Source organism: Enterocloster clostridioformis, assembly GCF_020297485.1.
GTDB lineage: Bacteria > Bacillota > Clostridia > Lachnospirales > Lachnospiraceae > Enterocloster > Enterocloster clostridioformis.
On the sequence record NZ_JAIWZC010000001.1, the window covers coordinates 2231583 to 2247842 of the forward strand.

Here is a 16260-nt window from a genome sequence, read left to right on the forward strand (position 1 = left end):
AGCTGAAAATCTGCAGTTGAAGGGAAATAACAGATGGTTACAGTAGAAAATCTGTCCAAAACATTCGGAACCGATACAGAAGTTCTAAAGGACATTAACCTGAATATAAAGAAAAATGAAATAGTGGCCATCCTGGGGCCATCGGGTACCGGAAAATCAACCCTGCTGCGCTGCCTGAACTTTCTGTGTATACCCACCACGGGAATCATTCAGATCGGCAATGCGCGTGTGGACGCAGCCAGGTATACTTCTAAGGAAGTACGGAACCTGCGGCGTCAATCTGCCATGGTATTCCAGGGCTATAATCTATTTAAGAATAAAACAGCTTTGGAAAATGTCATGGAAGCGCTTGTGACCGTTCATAACAGACCAAAGGCTGAAGCAGAGGAGACATCCCTGCGGCTTTTAGAGAAAGTAGGCATGCTGGACCGTAAGGATTTTTACCCGGCCAAGATGTCGGGCGGACAGCAGCAGCGTGTGGCCATTGCCCGGGCCCTGGCGGTCAGTCCGGATGTTCTGCTCTTCGACGAGCCCACTTCCGCCCTGGATCCCGAACTTGTGGGAGAAGTACTGAATACCATTCGCCGGCTGGCCGAAGAGGATTCCACCATGGTCCTGGTCACCCACGAAATCAAATTCGCAAGAAACGTTGCAACCCGCATATTGTTCATGGACAACGGTATGATTGCGGCTGACGGTTCCCCTGAGGAACTCATTGATAACCCTGAAAATCCAAGGCTGCGCCAGTTTTTAAATTTCGTAAGCAAATAAAGTCAACTATACCGGCCTCACTGTCTGTGGGGCCTATTACATTCTATTCCAACTCAGGGAGGAAGCTGATGCTGACCGAACAAATCAAAGAAAAAGCAGAACAATGCAGAGAAGAAATAATCCAATTTCGCCGTGAACTCCACTGCCATCCGGAACTCTCTATGGAGGAGTATGAAACATCCCATAAAATTGCTGAGAAGTTACGCAATCTGGAAGGGATGGAGGTGATTACAGGGGCTGCCGGCGGTACCGGGGTCGTCGGCAGCCTGACAGGAGCAAAGGGCGCTGGAAAAACAGTTCTTCTGCGTGCAGATATCGACGCGCTGCCCATAGAAGAAAAAACCGGACTTCCCTTTTCGTCAGAAACACCTGGCATAATGCACGCATGCGGACACGACGGACATGCTGCGTGGCTTTTAGGCAGTGCAATGATTCTGTCAAAGCTGCGCAGCCAGTTTTCCGGTCACGTGAAATTTGTATTCCAGCCCGGTGAGGAAAATGGAATTGGTGGAAGAAAAATGGTTGAGGAAGACCGCATACTGGAAAATTCTGCTGTAGACGCTGTTTTTGCCGCCCATGCATGGCCAGAAGCAGCGGCGGGAGAAATGTGTGTGGCAGAGAGATGTGCCTTTGGATATCCTGGAAGATTTGAAATACAGGTGACAGGGCAAGGCGGTCATGGTTCCTGGCCCCATGAGTGCATAGACCCCATTGCCATAACGAATCAGATTTATTCCGGTTTACAGCAAATCGTATCCCGACGTCTTCCTGAAACAGCGGCAAGGGTGCTGTGTAAGATTCTGCCTTCAGTGAGCTGCCAGGATATTAGGTGAAGAACATGTCAAACTGGATACCAATCTCATCTTGGAGGAGAGGATTTCAGTGAATATGTGGCCCGTGTTCCGGGAGCCTATGTATATGCCGGCATTGCAACTGAAAAAAATCAGGGAACGTTTGGACTCCACAGCAGCAGCTTTATGCTGGAGGAATCCGTGATACTCGGGATGGCCGCTGTATTCGCTCAGTTTGCAGTTGATTGTCTGGAAAAAGGAGGGTTTTAGCCCTCCTTCTATTCCCTAATTCAAATCATCGTTTTTCTCATTTTTTTCTGTCCTCACTGCCCAAAATACTGGTTCACCCCAGCCACCAGGCCGTCAGCCAGCGTAGTCAGCGTGGCCGCAGAATGGTCGGAAGCCTTGTCTCCCAGCTCTATATCCACGGACGGCACAGTGGAGAAGGAAGTCTGGGTCAGATCCATGGCCATGGAGCCGCCGGAGAATATCTTGACTCCCGCCCCCTTAAGACCTGCCACCAGGCTTTCGCCAAGGGCATTGTGCTGCTGCCAGTGAGATTTTACGGGTTCCATGTTCCGGTAGGATTCCACATTGGGAACGCTCATGTAAAATGCCCCCTTGTTATTGGTGGTGGAATCCCAGTGAAGAGCAATGTGGCAGTCGCTTGCATTATTGGCTATGACAGTCCTGGCTATATTGTCCAACTGGACATCGCCGCTCTCCCGGATCATCAGCACATCATATCCTGCTGCCAGCAGCTTATCCTTCAGTATCTTTGCCATGGACAGCGTCACCTTGCTCTCGGCGGTTCCGTCGGCAAAGGTCATGCCGCCTGACACGGCTGCCGCCAAGGTGGCCCCTGCGCCGGTGGTGCCCCCGGTTACCTTGGGTGTGCCGTCGGGATGACACAGCGTCTTGACAGAAGCTCCGCCCTTGGTTCCATGCCCCGCATTGACGCAGACCGTAATGCCCTTGGGGCTTGCTGCCTCGGAGCGGTACAGTGCCGCCGCACCCGAATAAATCTTGGAAAACTCCGCGTATTTCCACGAAGGATTCAGGGTTATCTCCCCGCTGTCCACACATGCCCGGGGCGGCGCGGCCGTGGTCTCCGGAACCTGGGTGGTTATATATCCGGATGATATGTAACCCGGCGTTCCATTATAATCAATTCTGGTCCACTGCTCCCCCTTCCCGGTACGCTTTAGTCCGGTTCCGGGACTGGCGTTTGTCAGAATGTTGGAATCGTCCCCTGTATCGCAGGCAGAGCGTATGCGTACACTGCCGCCGTTTGATGATTTCACATAGACAGTGTCTGATATATCCTCAAACTGAGGCATGGGTGCCGTGGTTCGCTCTGTGTCCAGTTTGATGGTCTCGGCCTTACTGCCTTTATCCGCACTGCCTTCTTCCCGCGCAACTGAGGGCTCGCCGGCTGACGGGCTCTCCTGGCCCCAGGACACCTCCCCGCCTTCGGACTGGATTCCGGCCTTCATCTCGCTGCTGGGCACATAGTTTCCACACCCGGTCAGACCCATGCCGGCGGCCATGATGCCTGCCAGCCCAATGGCGGCCAGACCATTTACCCGCCGTTTGTTACGTGCCATTCCGTTGCGTTCCATTCTGTCTGTGGGCGCCGCACTGCTTTTACATGCGGCGCTGCTTTCTCTTATCTTCCGTTTCATCTTATTATGGTACCTCCGCCTGCCACATAATCCCCGTCGTAGAATACCACGGCCTGTCCCGGAGTCACGGCCCGGACCGGCTCATGGAAACGGCATTCCACCATATCATTCCCGATTTCACGGATGGTACAGGGACTTCCTTTGTGGCTGTATCTGATTTTGGCCAAGACATCCATGGACTTTCCATGAAGCCCGTCAACTGCCATCCAGTTCAGTTTATCGCAGCGTAGCACATTTGTAAATACATCCTGATTGTCACCGATGACAACTTCATTTGTTTCAGGGCGTATTTCCACCACGAAAACAGGGCGGCCCATGGAAAGGTTCAGCCCCTTTCTCTGGCCCACCGTATAGTGGGTAATGCCCCTATGACGGCCCAGGACATTGCCGTCCAGGTCCACGAAGTTTCCCGGCGGCAGCTCCCTGCCCGTGTATTCCTCAATAAATGACGCGTAATCGTGGTCCGGGATAAAGCATATCTCCTGGCTGTCCGGTTTATGTGCCACCGGAAGTCCCAGGCGCTCTGCCATGTCCCGTATCTCCTCCTTATGGTAGCTTCCCACAGGCATCAGGGTATGGGACAGCTGTTCCTGGGTCAGGTTGTAGAGAGCGTATGTCTGGTCCTTTGCGGCGGTCACCGAGATCTTTAGGGAATAACGCCCTCCCGGCAGCCTGTCTATCTGCGCATAATGACCTGTGGCAATGTAATCCGCCCCGATGGCCATGCTCCGCCTGAGCAGTGACTCCCACTTCACGTGGCGGTTGCAGGCAATACACGGGTTGGGCGTCCTTCCCTCCACGTACTCGCCTACAAAATAATCCATCACGTTTTTACGGAACTCTTCCTTGAAATTCATGACATAATAAGGGATACCCAGGTCCATGGCAACCCTTCTGGCGTCATCCACCGCGCTTAAACCGCAGCAACCGCCCTCTGCCTCCTGGACCTCAGTATCCTCGTCCTGCCAAATCTGCATGGTCACGCCAATCACGTCGTAACCCTGTTCCTTTAACAGCCAGGCTGCCACGGAGGAGTCAACTCCTCCTGACATGCCTACTACTACCTTCCTGCTCAATAGTTTTCCTCTTCTTCCTCTTCCTCAATATTATCCTTGGGCTTTTCTAAGCCCTCAATGGTAATACCGTTTTTCTGTGCGTAATCCCAGAGGGCCGCATGGATTGCTTCCTCTGCCAACAGAGAACAGTGTACCTTAACCGGAGGCAGTCCGTCAAGTGCTTCCATGACTGCTTTATTGGTAACGGCCATGGCCTCCTGGACCGTCTTTCCCTTTACCAGCTCCGTGGCCATGCTGCTGGTTGCCACGGCAGCCCCGCAGCCAAAGGTTTTGAACTTCACGTCCCGGATGACCTGGTTCTCATCAATATCCAGGTAAATCCGCATGATATCGCCGCATTTGGGATTTCCCACTGTCCCCATTCCGCTGGGGTTCTCTATCTCACCCACATTTCTGGGGTGCTCAAAATGGTCCATTACTTTTTCTGTGTACATCTATATTCCTCCTGAATCGTTCCAAGTTTATCTTTCATACAGGCACTTCCCTGTATATTATTTTTTCTCACCGCCATTGTGCTTTATATAATCCTCATACAAAGGCGACATGCTCCGCAGGTATCCCACGATATCCTTAATCTGCTCCGTCACGTAATCCATCTCCTCCTTTGTGTTCTCCCCGCTTAAGGTAAGACGGAGAGAGCCGTGGGCAATCTCATGAGGCAGCCCGATGGCCAAAAGCACATGGGATGGGTCCAGTGACCCTGAAGTGCAGGCTGAACCGCTGGATCCGCAGATGCCTGCCATATCCAGTTTGATGAGAAGGGATTCACCTTCAATAAACTGGAAAGCAAAATTCACATTGCCCGGAAGGCGGCTGGTGCGTGAGCCGTTAATCCTGGTAAAGGGCACCTCGTCCATGACCCGCTTCATCAGATAATCCCGCAGTTTCGTTTCCCTGGCAGCCCGTTCCTCCATGTTGGCCATGGCCAGCTCCACTGCCTTGCCGTATCCCACTATGCCGGGCACATTCTCTGTTCCGGCACGGCGCTTGCGCTCCTGGGCGCCTCCGTGGATGAAGGAACGAATCTTAACACCTGTGCGGATATAGAGAAATCCGATTCCCTTGGGCCCGTTCAGCTTATGTCCGCTGGAACTGAGCATGTCAATATTGTACTCATCCACATCAATGGGCACATGGGCAAATGCCTGTACCGCATCGGTGTGGAACAAAATCCCGTGTTCCCTGGCAATGGCCCCAATCTCCTTGATGGGCTCGATGGTACCGATCTCATTATTGGCAAACATCACTGATATGAGGATGGTGTCCGGCCGGATGGCCTTCTTAAGCTCATCCAGCTTGACCACTCCATTTTCATCCACATCCAGATATGTGACCTCGTATCCCCTTTTCTCCAGGTACTGGCAGGTGTGAAGGATGGCGTGGTGCTCAATCTTGGTGGTGATGATGTGTTTCCCTTTATTTCCATAGGCCTCTGCCGTGGCCACCAGGGCCCAGTTATCGGCCTCGCTGCCTCCGGCCGTAAAATATATCTCATTGGTCTTTGCACCCAGGGACCGGGCAATGGTCTCTCTTGCATGGTTTACGGCCTTTTTACTCTCAGTGGAGAAGTCGTAGACCGAGGAGGGGTTGCCGTAATACTCCGTAAAGTATGGAAGCATGGACTCCACCACCTCCGGCCTGGTCTTTGTGGTGGCCGCATTATCCAGATAAATCAATTGCTTCATAATCAAAATCCGCCTTTCTGTAGTCCTAAAGTTAAAAGCTTCATCTACGCTTTTTACTATACCATAGTATTCCTACAATTTCAATAGGAATACTTGTTTTATATGGCACTACTGTTATTATATGAAAAATTCAAGGATATTACCATTTTCCAGATTATGTAAAACTACATTTGTGTCCTTATAATCAATCCATGACTATCTGAAAACGGCCAGTCAACCTATATTTAGACACACTTTATTCAAAAAGGCCATCCCACTACAGGGACAGCCTATCTTCATATCATACAATCTTTTCCACCAAAATCGAAAATAGTTTATGACCATACTTCTCTATTCATCAATATTAGGAATTTCATTAGTCAATGCATTTTTTGTTGCATTCATTGTGTCACGGTTATTAATCATCCGAACGATGTCATAAAAAATATCCTTGCGGGTTTTATATGATTTTTTTGTAATACCAATTTTTTCTGCTAACTGTAATGCCAATGCTTTCGTAATTTTGTCGTTAGCCTGCAATGCCTTTACTACTTCAATCGTAATATTCTCATAGCATAAGGACTCCAGCCCCATTGTTTGTAATATATTTAATAAATCACAGCCACCTCGGGACCTTTTAACAGGAGCTAGTGCCTCTACATTGGAAACAGATTCCCTAATCTTATCAAAATAATTTTTAGTCTGGTCAACCGTAAATGTATCCAACATCTTTAAAGCATCAAAAAAGGCTTCCATCTCATCACACGCTTTTATATCATGACTTAAATTACAGTCATTATAGAATAACCGCATCAACTCTATCCTTATATTTTTAATCATATTTCTTCTCCTGAATCATAATATTTTCGCTATATAATCTACTAGTTCTGTTATCTCACCCTGATTATCATATTCTGTATTATAGGCCGGCATACCCAGACCCATGGCATTTTCTATATCAGTTCTCTTGTAAACAATGTGGTCATACAAAACCTTTCCTTTTAAACCATCCATCGACTTCTCCCACTGTTTTAGCTGATCTATACCTCTTTGGTGTACATCCGTACACCCATATCTATTATATGTATTAGGCGCCACCTGAACCATGCTCAACACAGCTGCTTTGAGTTCTATATGACCAACAAATGACTTATATATACAGTTTTTGTATAATCCGTTTTGGATTCCTATCTCCAACATCTGCTTATATGCCAATAGCTTACTATATATTTTATTATCTATCATATGTATTAAATGATTCAAACCACGTAAGGACAGTTCGCTGGGTATCAGAGGCACAATATAAAAATGCGAAGCCGCCAAAGCATTCTGTGTTATATTCATCGTTGCCGGAGGACAATCAAAAACAATATAATCATACTCACTTTCAAGGTTATTATCATCTATCCATTTACAAATCAAGGTTTTCTTATCCCAATCATGGAAATCATCCGCATGAGCTGTACTTGCTAAATCAAACTCAAATTCATCTAATTCCTCTATTGATGGGAGGATATCTAAATTTTTAAACCGTTTCAGCGGAGCCTTTTCAATTATCTGGGTATCTGGCATCTGGGTTCTGTTTATATACGACTTAAATATTGCTGCAACACTGTTATCTTCTGTAAATTCCTTGGATTTTAAACACGCACGGCTCAGATTTGCTTGATGGTCCACATCTATAAGCAGTACTTTTCCTTTCGTTGATAACCCTGCGGCTAAATTTAATGCTAATGTTGTTTTTCCCACCCCGCCCTTATAGTTAATTATACATACTCTCTTCTGTCCTTTTGTCATTGAAAAATACCGCTCCTTCTCTCTCTTGATTTTAATCTCCTGTATTCGTATCCTATCTATATCGTCTAATTCCTTTTCAAGGTATGCTGATGGTATACCTAATATTTTGCTTGCATTTTCCAAATGGTGCTGCGGTATCCTCCTTCTGAGTTTTATCCAGTCATTTATCTGCTGAGATGTAACCTCTAGTTTGTTAGCTAAATTCAAATAAGAAATATCATACAATTTACATACATACTCCAGTCCCAGCAAAATACCCACCTCCTTACTATATTTAATAGTATAGTTGATTTGACTTGGTATGTCAATTTATTTTTGACTTATTTAATATGTCATTCTTCTTTAATCTTGACTAAACCACTTTATTCTCCATGCCAAAACTTAAAATACCATAATTATTCTAATATCTTCATATACAAAATCAGGAGCTCGAAGTACACTGTAATGAAATCGCAGTCTGCCTCTCACTCCTAATTATAATAATGATTCCGTTCCTTAATACCAATACGGCTCCCATTCCCCCACAAGCCTGGTAAGCGCCTCCATATAAAAATAATCCCCCCACCCCCCAGGTATTGCACTCATCCCCACCCCGGTTGGCGCAGGGATTGCCCGCGCTGGCCCTGGCATAGGTGCCGTGGAAAAGAAGGCCGTTTGACTCCTGGGGAAGCCCGGTGTCTGGGTGCCGGACGCCACGAGGACGGGGAAGGGGCTGTCTCCGTTGCATTCTTCACCGGCTTTATCCTGGGTACCTGCCTGGGCGTTTTCTGCCTGTTCCACATTGACCAGGTTGTTATGCTTTTGGGAGCCACGGAAACCATCAAGCTCTTTGCAGTGGAATATGCCCGCTACATTTTCCTGGCCACGCCTTTCATGATGTGTTCCTTTATCATGAATAACCTGCTGCGGCTCCAGGGCCTGGCCGCCTTTGCCATGGTGGGAATCACCACAGGCGGCATCCTTAACATTGCCCTGGACCCCATCTTTATCTTCGGCCTGGGTCTGGGTACCTCCGGGGCCGCCATTGCCACCGGCCTGTCCCAGTTTATCAGTTTCTGCATTCTTCTCGCCCAGTGCAACCTGCGCAGGGAGTGTATCCATATCCGCATCGGCAATTTCCGTCCATCCCTTTTCCTTTTTCGGCAAAATCTTAAGCGGCGGCCTGCCCTCCCTGACCCGTCAGGGTATGGCCAGTATTGCGACCATTGTTTTAAATACCACGGCCCACCCCTTTGGCGACGCTGCCATCGCGGCCATGGCCATCGTAAACCGCCTGATCTACTTCGTCAACTCTTCCGGTGCTGCTCATCGCCACACATCACCTGGGCCTTTTCGGCATCCAGCTGGCCCAGCCCATTGCAGACATCGGCACCCTGGTTCTCACGCTAGTCATAATCCGGGGCATATTCAGGGAATTTAACAGGATGGAGCAGACTGTAAAACCAACTGCTTAGAAAGTGTATGGAAATTGCTCCGGGGATGCCTCCAAATCGCCGTCCAATGGGTTCTACATCCTGGAATTCATCATATATTTTTAATAATTCCCATCTCCAGGAGCGTTTATGAATCACTCATTGACCGCATCCTCCCCTGTCTCCAAGCGTCTGTCACCCAGGAAAATGGCCTTCATCACCGGGACCTTACTCCTGACCTCCACCGGGTTCATATGCAGGATACTGGGATTCTTCTATAGAATCTTCATGTCCAGGACCATCGGTGCCGAGGGACTGGGTATTTACAATATGGTGCACCCCATATTCAGCATCTGTTTCGCTGTCTGCGCAGGCTCCATCCAGACCGCCCTGTCGCAGTACGTGGCTGCCAACCAGACCAGGGGCAAAGCCGTATTCAGGACGGGTCTGGTTATTGCCATGGGCATGTCCTTCCTCCTGGCCTGGGGCATCTATGGAAATGCCGGTTTCCTTGCAGAAAAGCTTCTGCTGGAGCCCAGATGCGCTCCCTATCTGCCGGTGATGGCTGTGTCCGTTCCCTTCGCGGCCCTCCACGCCTGTATCAACGGTTACTACTACGGCATGCAGAAAGCCCGTGTCCCGGCCTTTTCCCAGGTGGCGGAGCAGGTCATACGCATGGGTGCCGTGTTCCTCATTGCCAGCATCTGGCTGGAATCAGGCCGCCAGATCACCGTAAGCCTGGCTGTATACGGGCACCTGATTGGCGAGATGGCATCTGCCATGTTCACCGTGTTCTGTCTCGGATTCTTTCCGCCCTGCAAAGACGGAGACTCCCGCCGCGCTCCTGCCATCCCCCTTTCCTTTGGCGCCACCGCGGCTCCCCTTATGGCCCTGGCCCTTCCCCTTATGGGAAACCGGCTGATTTTAAATGTACTGGGAAGTGCGGAAGCCATATGGATTCCCAACAAGCTGATGAGCTCCGGCCTTACCAACTCCGAGGCCCTGTCCGTATACGGCGTCCTGACCAGCATGGCCTTGCCGTTCATTCTGTTTCCCTCCGCCATCACCAACTCCATGGCCGTGCTCCTGCTGCCCACGGTGGCCGAAGCCCAGGCCGACGGCAACGAGGCCCGTATTTCCTCCATGATATCCATGTCCCTGCGATACAGCTGCTATATGGGCGTGCTGTGCATCGGCATATTCACCATTTTTGGGAACCAGCTGGGCGTCAGCGTATTCCACGACCAAAACGCGGGTACATATATCACCATCCTGTCATGGCTGTGTCCCTTCATGTACCTGGCCACTACTATGGGCAGCATCTTAAACGGCCTCGGCAGGACTTCATCCACCTTTTTCCAGAATGTGTCTGCCATGGTCATACGGCTGGCGTTTGTGCTCTTTGCCATTCCCAGATACGGAATTCTGGGATACCTGTGGGGCATGCTGGTCAGTGAACTGGCTCTGGCCCTCATGAGCTTCCTTGCGGTGAAGCGTCTGGTACCCTTTTGCTGGGATACCATCAACATGATAGTTAAGCCTGTACTCCTTCTGCTGGTCTCCATCGGCATGTACCTGGCATTTTCACAGGCCTGCGTCTGGCTTAAAGAGCTTCCCCTCTTTATCATGACAACGGTGCAGATTCTGTTCCTGAGCTTCAGCTACATGGGACTTCTGCTCCTGTTCCACAAAAAGCGGCCCCTGCCTTAGAGCCAGGGACCGCTTTTTCCATCGCAAGCAGTATCTTTTTCAACGTTCTTCTCACGTGTTATATTTTTCCACATAATAGCTGAGGATGTCTGTCAATATATAAGACTCATATATCTCGAATACCGTCTCATTATCATGATACAGACAGAAGGAGGTGGCGTTGATTCTGAGCAAAGGCTGATTTTCCTCCGTCTCCAGATATCCGTAGATTTCGCTGCTCCCCACCGTGGCGTTTAAAATTTGCCGCGCCTTTGTGAAGGAGAGCTGGTAAAAGGATTTCAGCACCTCATACAGGGAGTTGCGGTTGAAGTCAAATAACTCCAGCTTGGGAAACAGCTTCTTTGGAAGAATGGAGGTATTGATACAATAGGGCCTGCCGTCCGCATAATAAATGCTCTTGATGACGTAGACCTCCTCCCTCTCCTTTAAGCCCATCCTGCGCCTTATGTCCGCGTCGGCTTCCTCCGCCTTCAGGAACAGCAGCCTTTTGGACGGCGTCTTTCCCTGGTGGAGGATGGCTTCGGTAAAGCTGTAGATGCGTGACAGTCCCTCCGACGCATGGTCCCTGACAAAGCTTCCTTTTCCCCTGATTCGGTAGAGCAGTCCCTCATGAACCAGCTCGTCTATGGCCTTTCTGACTGTAATCCTGCTCACCCCATAGGATGCGCACAGCTCATTTTCCGATGGAATGACCTGGTTGGGCCTGTATTCCATGCTCTCGATTTTATGTATGATATCCTGCCTGATCTGCTCATATTTGGCTAATTTCTCTCTCATAATAACCTCAATCCGCACTTTTTCTGTTTTTATCATTATATACTGAGAGAGACATTCTTTCAACTTATTGAAGAGAGAAAAGGGGTTACTTCGCTGTTTTCTGCGATATTTTCCTCCAGTTCATATACCCATAGAGGGAATTCAGCAGATTCACTGTCTTCATCACAATGATGAGCAGGGCCGTGGTGTCCCCTGATACAAACACCATAATCCACATGATGATGGACAGCGCGTTGACAATGACCCACATAAGCCACTGCTCGGAATAACGGAGCAAATAGAGCATACTGGCTATGACGGAAACCACTGTGGTCAGTGAATCCATAAATACAAAGGAACCTCCCATGTATTTTAACAGTTCTGAATATCCCCATACTCCCGCGGCCGTGGCCGCCGCCACCCCTGCCATAAGCTTAGGCGTCATGGTGCGGAACCGGACCTCGCCGTCGCTGGTTGCGTTCCTATTCCACAGATAGATGGCAGTGGCGCTGACCGGAATGCTGTAGAGAACATTGTACATTACCTCGCCGTACAGCGGGATTCCCAGGCACTGGTACGCGTACAGGGCGCTGTTGATGATGGCAAAGTAAAGCCCTGCCACCTTGCCCTTGGCTCCCAGAACCAGGTTCAGGCTGCCTGTAAGGCTTAAGACCAGCATGAACGGCGTATCCCCGTTGATAAACCATATAACGGTCATAAGCGAGCACACAAAAACCAGCCAGACTTTTTCAAATATACTCCAATCACGAAAGAACTCTTTTATCTTATTCATATAAACTTCCCCTCCACATTCGTATGTTATATGCAGCCATTCAGGATATAGGACGCAAAATCCTGCTGTTCAAACATTTCCCTGATCATCACCGGCCCCTGGATGCTTACGATTTCCGATGCCACCCGGTTAGCCAGTCTCACACATTGCTCCGTATCCAGCCCCTTGGAATACCCCGCAATCATGGCTGCCACGTGGCTGTCTCCCGCCCCTATGGTATCCTTTACCCGGGTCTTACAGGCAGGAACCGTCTTTATCCTGCTGCCGTCATAATACATGGTGCCGGAAGCCCCCATGGTGACCACCACAAGGTTATGGTTCAGGCCGTGCAGATACCTCAGGCAGCCCTCCACAGACGGCTGCTTCGTGTAATCAAAGGCTTCCTTCTCATTGAGATGGAGAATGGGCTCCACTGAAAGGATGCGCTCCATCACATCCCCGTCAATGTCGGTTATGACAGGCCCCGGAGCAAAGAAAACGCGTTTTTCCTTCATCCTGTCCTTCGCGCCCTCCATCCAGCCGGATATGACCCTGCCGCTGTTACCGCACACCTGGTATCCGGCCACATAGATGCTGTCATAGACATCCTGGGACAGCTGTTCAAACCAGGAGGGCCTAAAGCACCCTTCCGCGCCCTTGACCGTGATGAATGTGCGCTCCCCATCCTCCTCCACCAGACACAGGCAGTAACCATTGTCCGACTCTTCTTCCCTGATAAGGATGGGGTATCCCAGTTTTTCCAGATCGCCTGCAATCATATTCCCGTACATGCCCCTTCCCACAGGCACGAAAAGGTCGTGGTCCGCGTCAAAGCCCCGCAGCGTACCGGCCACGTTGTAGGCACATCCCCCCACAGCTGACACGGTTTCACTGCACAGAATGTCCTCCCCGCTTTTAGGCAGGCGCTTTATCTTCATGATAATATCAATGATGGCTGCACCTATCACAAGGGTTTTCATGCAAGTCTCTCCCTTCCTTTTTCCAGTATCTGTATGTAATGGTCAAAGTCAGCGTCATTCTGCTGCCTCAGGGTTTCAATGTATTCCTGTTTTATCTGTCCAAGCCCTGTAAATGCCCCGCAGACAGCAGTTGCCATGGCTCCAATGGTGTCTGTGTCGCCTGCCATGTTGGCGCAGAGCAGGCAGGACCGGTTGGGGTCCTGGGCAAAGTATGCCACGGACAGGGCTGCCGGCACGGACTCAATAATCCCCACCCCGGCGCCTACCACATCGTAGAGCCTGCGGATGAACCCCTCATCATCCCCCCTGTGGGCTTTGGCAATGTCCAGGCCGATCTTCAAGCGCTCTCCCAGCTTTGGACTGAAGGTCTCGCAGCCCATGCCGTAACCAATCTCCTCAATCCCAAACACATCCTCCATGACCTCATCAAAGCCATCCTTCACCATGGCCGAGCTCACTGCCTCCGCAATCATGGCCGCACCGGCTATGGTCACATCGCTGGTATGCGTGGCTCTTGATACCTGGTACACATACCTGGCAATGTCCTCCTTCTGTTCCGGCCTGAACAGGCAGCCGATGGGGGCAATCCTCATGGCGCTTCCGTTGGACAGTGCCTTGTCCGTAATCCTGGAATCCTGGATGTTGTCCCTGAAATTCGCCAGAGCCACCTTGGAGGTGGGGCCCAGGATATTGTTCTCAAAGGCATTCTCCTTTTCAGCCCAGGCTAACATCCTAAGGGCAATGTCCCTTGTGTCCGGTTCATAGTCAGTGGACGCAATGGAGTCCAGCAGAACCAGAGCCTGGCCCGTATCATCGGTGAACTGTCCCTTCTTATAATTAAAAGCCACATCATTCTCAGCCGGTCCGTCTAAAAATCCCTCAATCCGTCCGAAAAAGGCTTTCACTCTCTTTCTCCCCCACAACTCCGCAGGCATGCCCATGGCGTCGCCCAGAGCCATCCCGAAAAGGGCTCCGGCAATTTTGTCTCTCATACTGTTACCTCCTGGCAAGATTATTATTACATATTATTACATATTGTCATTACAGCTTGTATTATTATCTGCATTATAGTATCATCTGACATTCCTGTCAATATAAAAATACATATTTATGCACATGGTCACAAAATCCCAATATTCCACCACTTTATCGCACTTGTTTTTATGTATTTTGTATAATCACGACAGGTTCCGTTCCTGTCTCTCCGGCAGGATTCATTTTTCGGCTTTTTGCCATCCGTCCATCTGGTTGACTTTCCCAATGTTTCGAGATATAGTATTTAAATGGCTATTTTTGAAATACGAAAGGATTGTGAATTATATGGAGAAGAACAAAGAAGCAAAAGAGGTGGACCTGGGCACGGGAAGCGTGGGAAAACTTCTTTTTCAGTTGGCTCTGCCGGCCATTACAGCCCAAATCATCAACGTGCTGTATAACATGGTGGACCGTATGTATATCGGCCATCTGCCCGGCGAAGGCGCCCATGCGCTTACAGGCGTGGGCGTCACCTTCCCGGTTATCATGGCGATTTCCGCCTTTGCTGCCCTGGTAAGCATGGGCGGCGCTCCCAGGGCATCCATTATGCTGGGCAAGGGCAGAAAGGAAGAAGCAGAAAACATCCTGGGCAACTGTACCACTGCTCTTATAACCGTGGCCGTTGTCCTGACTGCTTTCTTCCTCATCTTCGGCCGCAGCATCCTGCTGATGTTCGGAGCCAGCGGCAATACCATAGAGTATGGGTGGGCTTACATGCAGATTTATTCCCTGGGAACCATTTTCGTACAGCTGGCTCTGGGACTCAACGCCTTCATCAATGCCCAGGGATATGCCAAGACAGGCATGTACACCGTGCTCATCGGAGCCATATGCAACATCATCCTGGACCCTATTCTCATGTTTGTGTTCCATATGGGCGTGCGGGGCGCTGCCCTGGCAACCATCATCTCCCAGGGAATTTCCGCTGTCTGGGTTGTCCTGTTCCTCATATCAAATAAGAGTTACCTGAAAATACGCGCCTGTTACATGCGGCCTAAAAGGGAAATCCTCATGCCGGCCATTGCGCTGGGCGCTGCCCCCTTTGTCATGCAGTTCACGGAAAGCATCCTGAACATCTGTTTTAACACCTCCCTCCTAAAGTACGGAGGCGATGTGGCAGTGGGGGCCATGACCATCATGGGAAGCGTGATGCAGTTCTCCCTCCTGCCCCTTCAGGGACTGACCCAAGGCGCACAACCTATTATCAGCTTTAACTACGGCGCCAAAAAGCTGGACCGCGTAAGCAGGACCTTCCGGCTGCTTCTGACCTCATGTTTGACCTACTCCACCGCCCTCTGGGCCGTGGCCATGTTCGCGCCCATGGTATATATCCGCATCTTTACCCACGACGCCGCCCTGACAGACTTCAGCGAGTGGTCTATCCGCATCTATATGGCCGCGTCCCTGCTCTTCGGAGCCCAGCTGGCATGCCAGCAGACCTTTATCGCTATCGGCGACAGCAAGACCTCCCTGTTTCTGGCCCTGCTTCGCAAGGTCATCCTGCTGATACCGTTGATTTACATTCTGCCTAACATCTTTGAAAATAAGGTGTTTGCCGTGTTCGTGGCAGAACCCATTGCCGATACCATAGCAGTGTGCACCACGGTAACACTGTTCATTCTTACCTTCCGGAAAATGAAGCGGAAGTTGGGAGCTCATGCCTGACTCTATCCGAGCCCGATGATCGGAAAGCAATATCCCAAACATAGAACACCCCAAAGCCTTTCTTATCAGCTTTGGGGTGTTCTATGTATTGGATTTCCACTGACCTCACTTCTCTTTTAACCGGCTTGTCAGCTCTTTTAGCCGGT

General features: G+C 50.0%; 15 protein-coding genes and 1 pseudogene. 5 read left to right on the plus strand and 11 right to left on the minus strand.

Annotated elements, in window-relative coordinates; genetic code table 11:
- Positions 1 to 33 precede the first annotated feature (33 nt).
- Together LA360_RS11345 and LA360_RS11350 are read left to right on the plus strand one after the other, a co-directional pair.
- Complete coding sequence (locus LA360_RS11345) at positions 34 to 771, plus strand: amino acid ABC transporter ATP-binding protein (RefSeq protein WP_022201244.1); 738 nt, start codon at positions 34 to 36, stop codon at positions 769 to 771.
- A 68-nt stretch (positions 772 to 839) separates the two neighbouring features.
- Positions 840 to 1604, plus strand: coding sequence for a M20 metallopeptidase family protein (locus LA360_RS11350; RefSeq protein ID WP_225537506.1), 765 nt, complete (start codon positions 840 to 842; stop codon positions 1602 to 1604).
- Between the two features lie 281 nt (positions 1605 to 1885).
- Here the strand turns inward: LA360_RS11350 and LA360_RS11355 are convergent, their stop codons facing one another.
- The 7 genes and pseudogenes from LA360_RS11355 to LA360_RS31230 form a co-directional block, all read right to left on the minus strand.
- Positions 1886 to 3247 (minus strand): N-acetylmuramoyl-L-alanine amidase, encoded by a 1362-nt coding sequence (locus LA360_RS11355; protein ID WP_112481947.1) that lies wholly within the window; start codon positions 3245 to 3247, stop codon positions 1886 to 1888.
- Positions 3244 to 4323 (minus strand): tRNA 2-thiouridine(34) synthase MnmA, encoded by a 1080-nt coding sequence (gene mnmA, locus LA360_RS11360; protein WP_112481949.1) that lies wholly within the window; start codon positions 4321 to 4323, stop codon positions 3244 to 3246. The genes LA360_RS11355 and mnmA overlap by 4 nt, the downstream gene beginning before the upstream one ends.
- Positions 4320 to 4757 carry a Fe-S cluster assembly scaffold protein NifU gene (nifU, locus tag LA360_RS11365; protein ID WP_027641692.1) on the minus strand — a complete coding sequence of 146 codons (438 nt, stop codon included), beginning with the start codon at positions 4755 to 4757 and terminating at the stop codon, positions 4320 to 4322. The genes mnmA and nifU overlap by 4 nt, the downstream gene beginning before the upstream one ends.
- 57 nt (positions 4758 to 4814) lie before the next feature.
- Positions 4815 to 6008 carry a cysteine desulfurase NifS gene (gene nifS, locus LA360_RS11370; RefSeq protein ID WP_022201248.1) on the minus strand — a complete coding sequence of 398 codons (1194 nt, stop codon included), beginning with the start codon at positions 6006 to 6008 and terminating at the stop codon, positions 4815 to 4817.
- A gap of 330 nt (positions 6009 to 6338) precedes the next feature.
- Entirely contained in the window at positions 6339 to 6827 is a 489-nt protein-coding gene (locus tag LA360_RS11375) for a hypothetical protein (RefSeq protein WP_022201249.1), read from the minus strand.
- Between the two features lie 15 nt (positions 6828 to 6842).
- The gene (locus LA360_RS11380; RefSeq protein WP_022201250.1) at positions 6843 to 8036 is read right to left on the minus strand and encodes an AAA family ATPase; all 1194 of its coding nucleotides are present in this window, start codon (positions 8034 to 8036) and stop codon (positions 6843 to 6845) included.
- 243 nt (positions 8037 to 8279) lie between these two features.
- Positions 8280 to 8448, minus strand: a pseudogene (locus tag LA360_RS31230) (glycoside hydrolase family 88 protein); the annotation flags it as partial.
- On the opposite strand from LA360_RS31230, the gene LA360_RS11390 reads away from it, so the two are divergent.
- The gene (locus tag LA360_RS11390; RefSeq protein WP_225537507.1) at positions 8439 to 9173 is read left to right on the plus strand and encodes an MATE family efflux transporter; all 735 of its coding nucleotides are present in this window, start codon (positions 8439 to 8441) and stop codon (positions 9171 to 9173) included. The pseudogene LA360_RS31230 and the gene LA360_RS11390 overlap by 10 nt on opposite strands.
- A gap of 173 nt (positions 9174 to 9346) precedes the next feature.
- A complete protein-coding gene (locus LA360_RS11395; RefSeq protein WP_022201252.1) occupies positions 9347 to 10906 on the plus strand; it encodes a putative polysaccharide biosynthesis protein in 1560 nt (519 codons plus the stop codon).
- A 51-nt stretch (positions 10907 to 10957) separates the two neighbouring features.
- On the opposite strand, the gene LA360_RS11400 is transcribed toward LA360_RS11395, so the two are convergent.
- The 4 genes from LA360_RS11400 to LA360_RS11415 all read right to left on the minus strand — a co-directional run bounded on the left by LA360_RS11400 (position 10958) and on the right by LA360_RS11415 (position 14406).
- Positions 10958 to 11683, minus strand: a complete 726-nt coding sequence (locus LA360_RS11400; protein WP_112482229.1) for a GntR family transcriptional regulator — start codon at positions 11681 to 11683, stop codon at positions 10958 to 10960.
- An 85-nt stretch (positions 11684 to 11768) separates the two neighbouring features.
- Positions 11769 to 12455 carry a nicotinamide riboside transporter PnuC gene (gene pnuC / locus LA360_RS11405; protein WP_022201254.1) on the minus strand — a complete coding sequence of 229 codons (687 nt, stop codon included), beginning with the start codon at positions 12453 to 12455 and terminating at the stop codon, positions 11769 to 11771.
- 26 nt (positions 12456 to 12481) lie between these two features.
- On the minus strand, positions 12482 to 13414 hold the full coding sequence (locus LA360_RS11410) for a PfkB family carbohydrate kinase (RefSeq protein ID WP_112481951.1): 933 nt from the start codon (positions 13412 to 13414) through the stop codon (positions 12482 to 12484).
- Positions 13411 to 14406 carry an ADP-ribosylglycohydrolase family protein gene (locus LA360_RS11415; RefSeq protein ID WP_022201256.1) on the minus strand — a complete coding sequence of 332 codons (996 nt, stop codon included), beginning with the start codon at positions 14404 to 14406 and terminating at the stop codon, positions 13411 to 13413. The genes LA360_RS11410 and LA360_RS11415 overlap by 4 nt, the downstream gene beginning before the upstream one ends.
- Positions 14407 to 14734: 328 nt before the next feature.
- On the opposite strand from LA360_RS11415, the gene LA360_RS11420 reads away from it, so the two are divergent.
- Positions 14735 to 16114, plus strand: a complete 1380-nt coding sequence (locus tag LA360_RS11420) for an MATE family efflux transporter (RefSeq protein ID WP_057571139.1) — start codon at positions 14735 to 14737, stop codon at positions 16112 to 16114.
- Positions 16115 to 16260 lie beyond the last annotated feature (146 nt).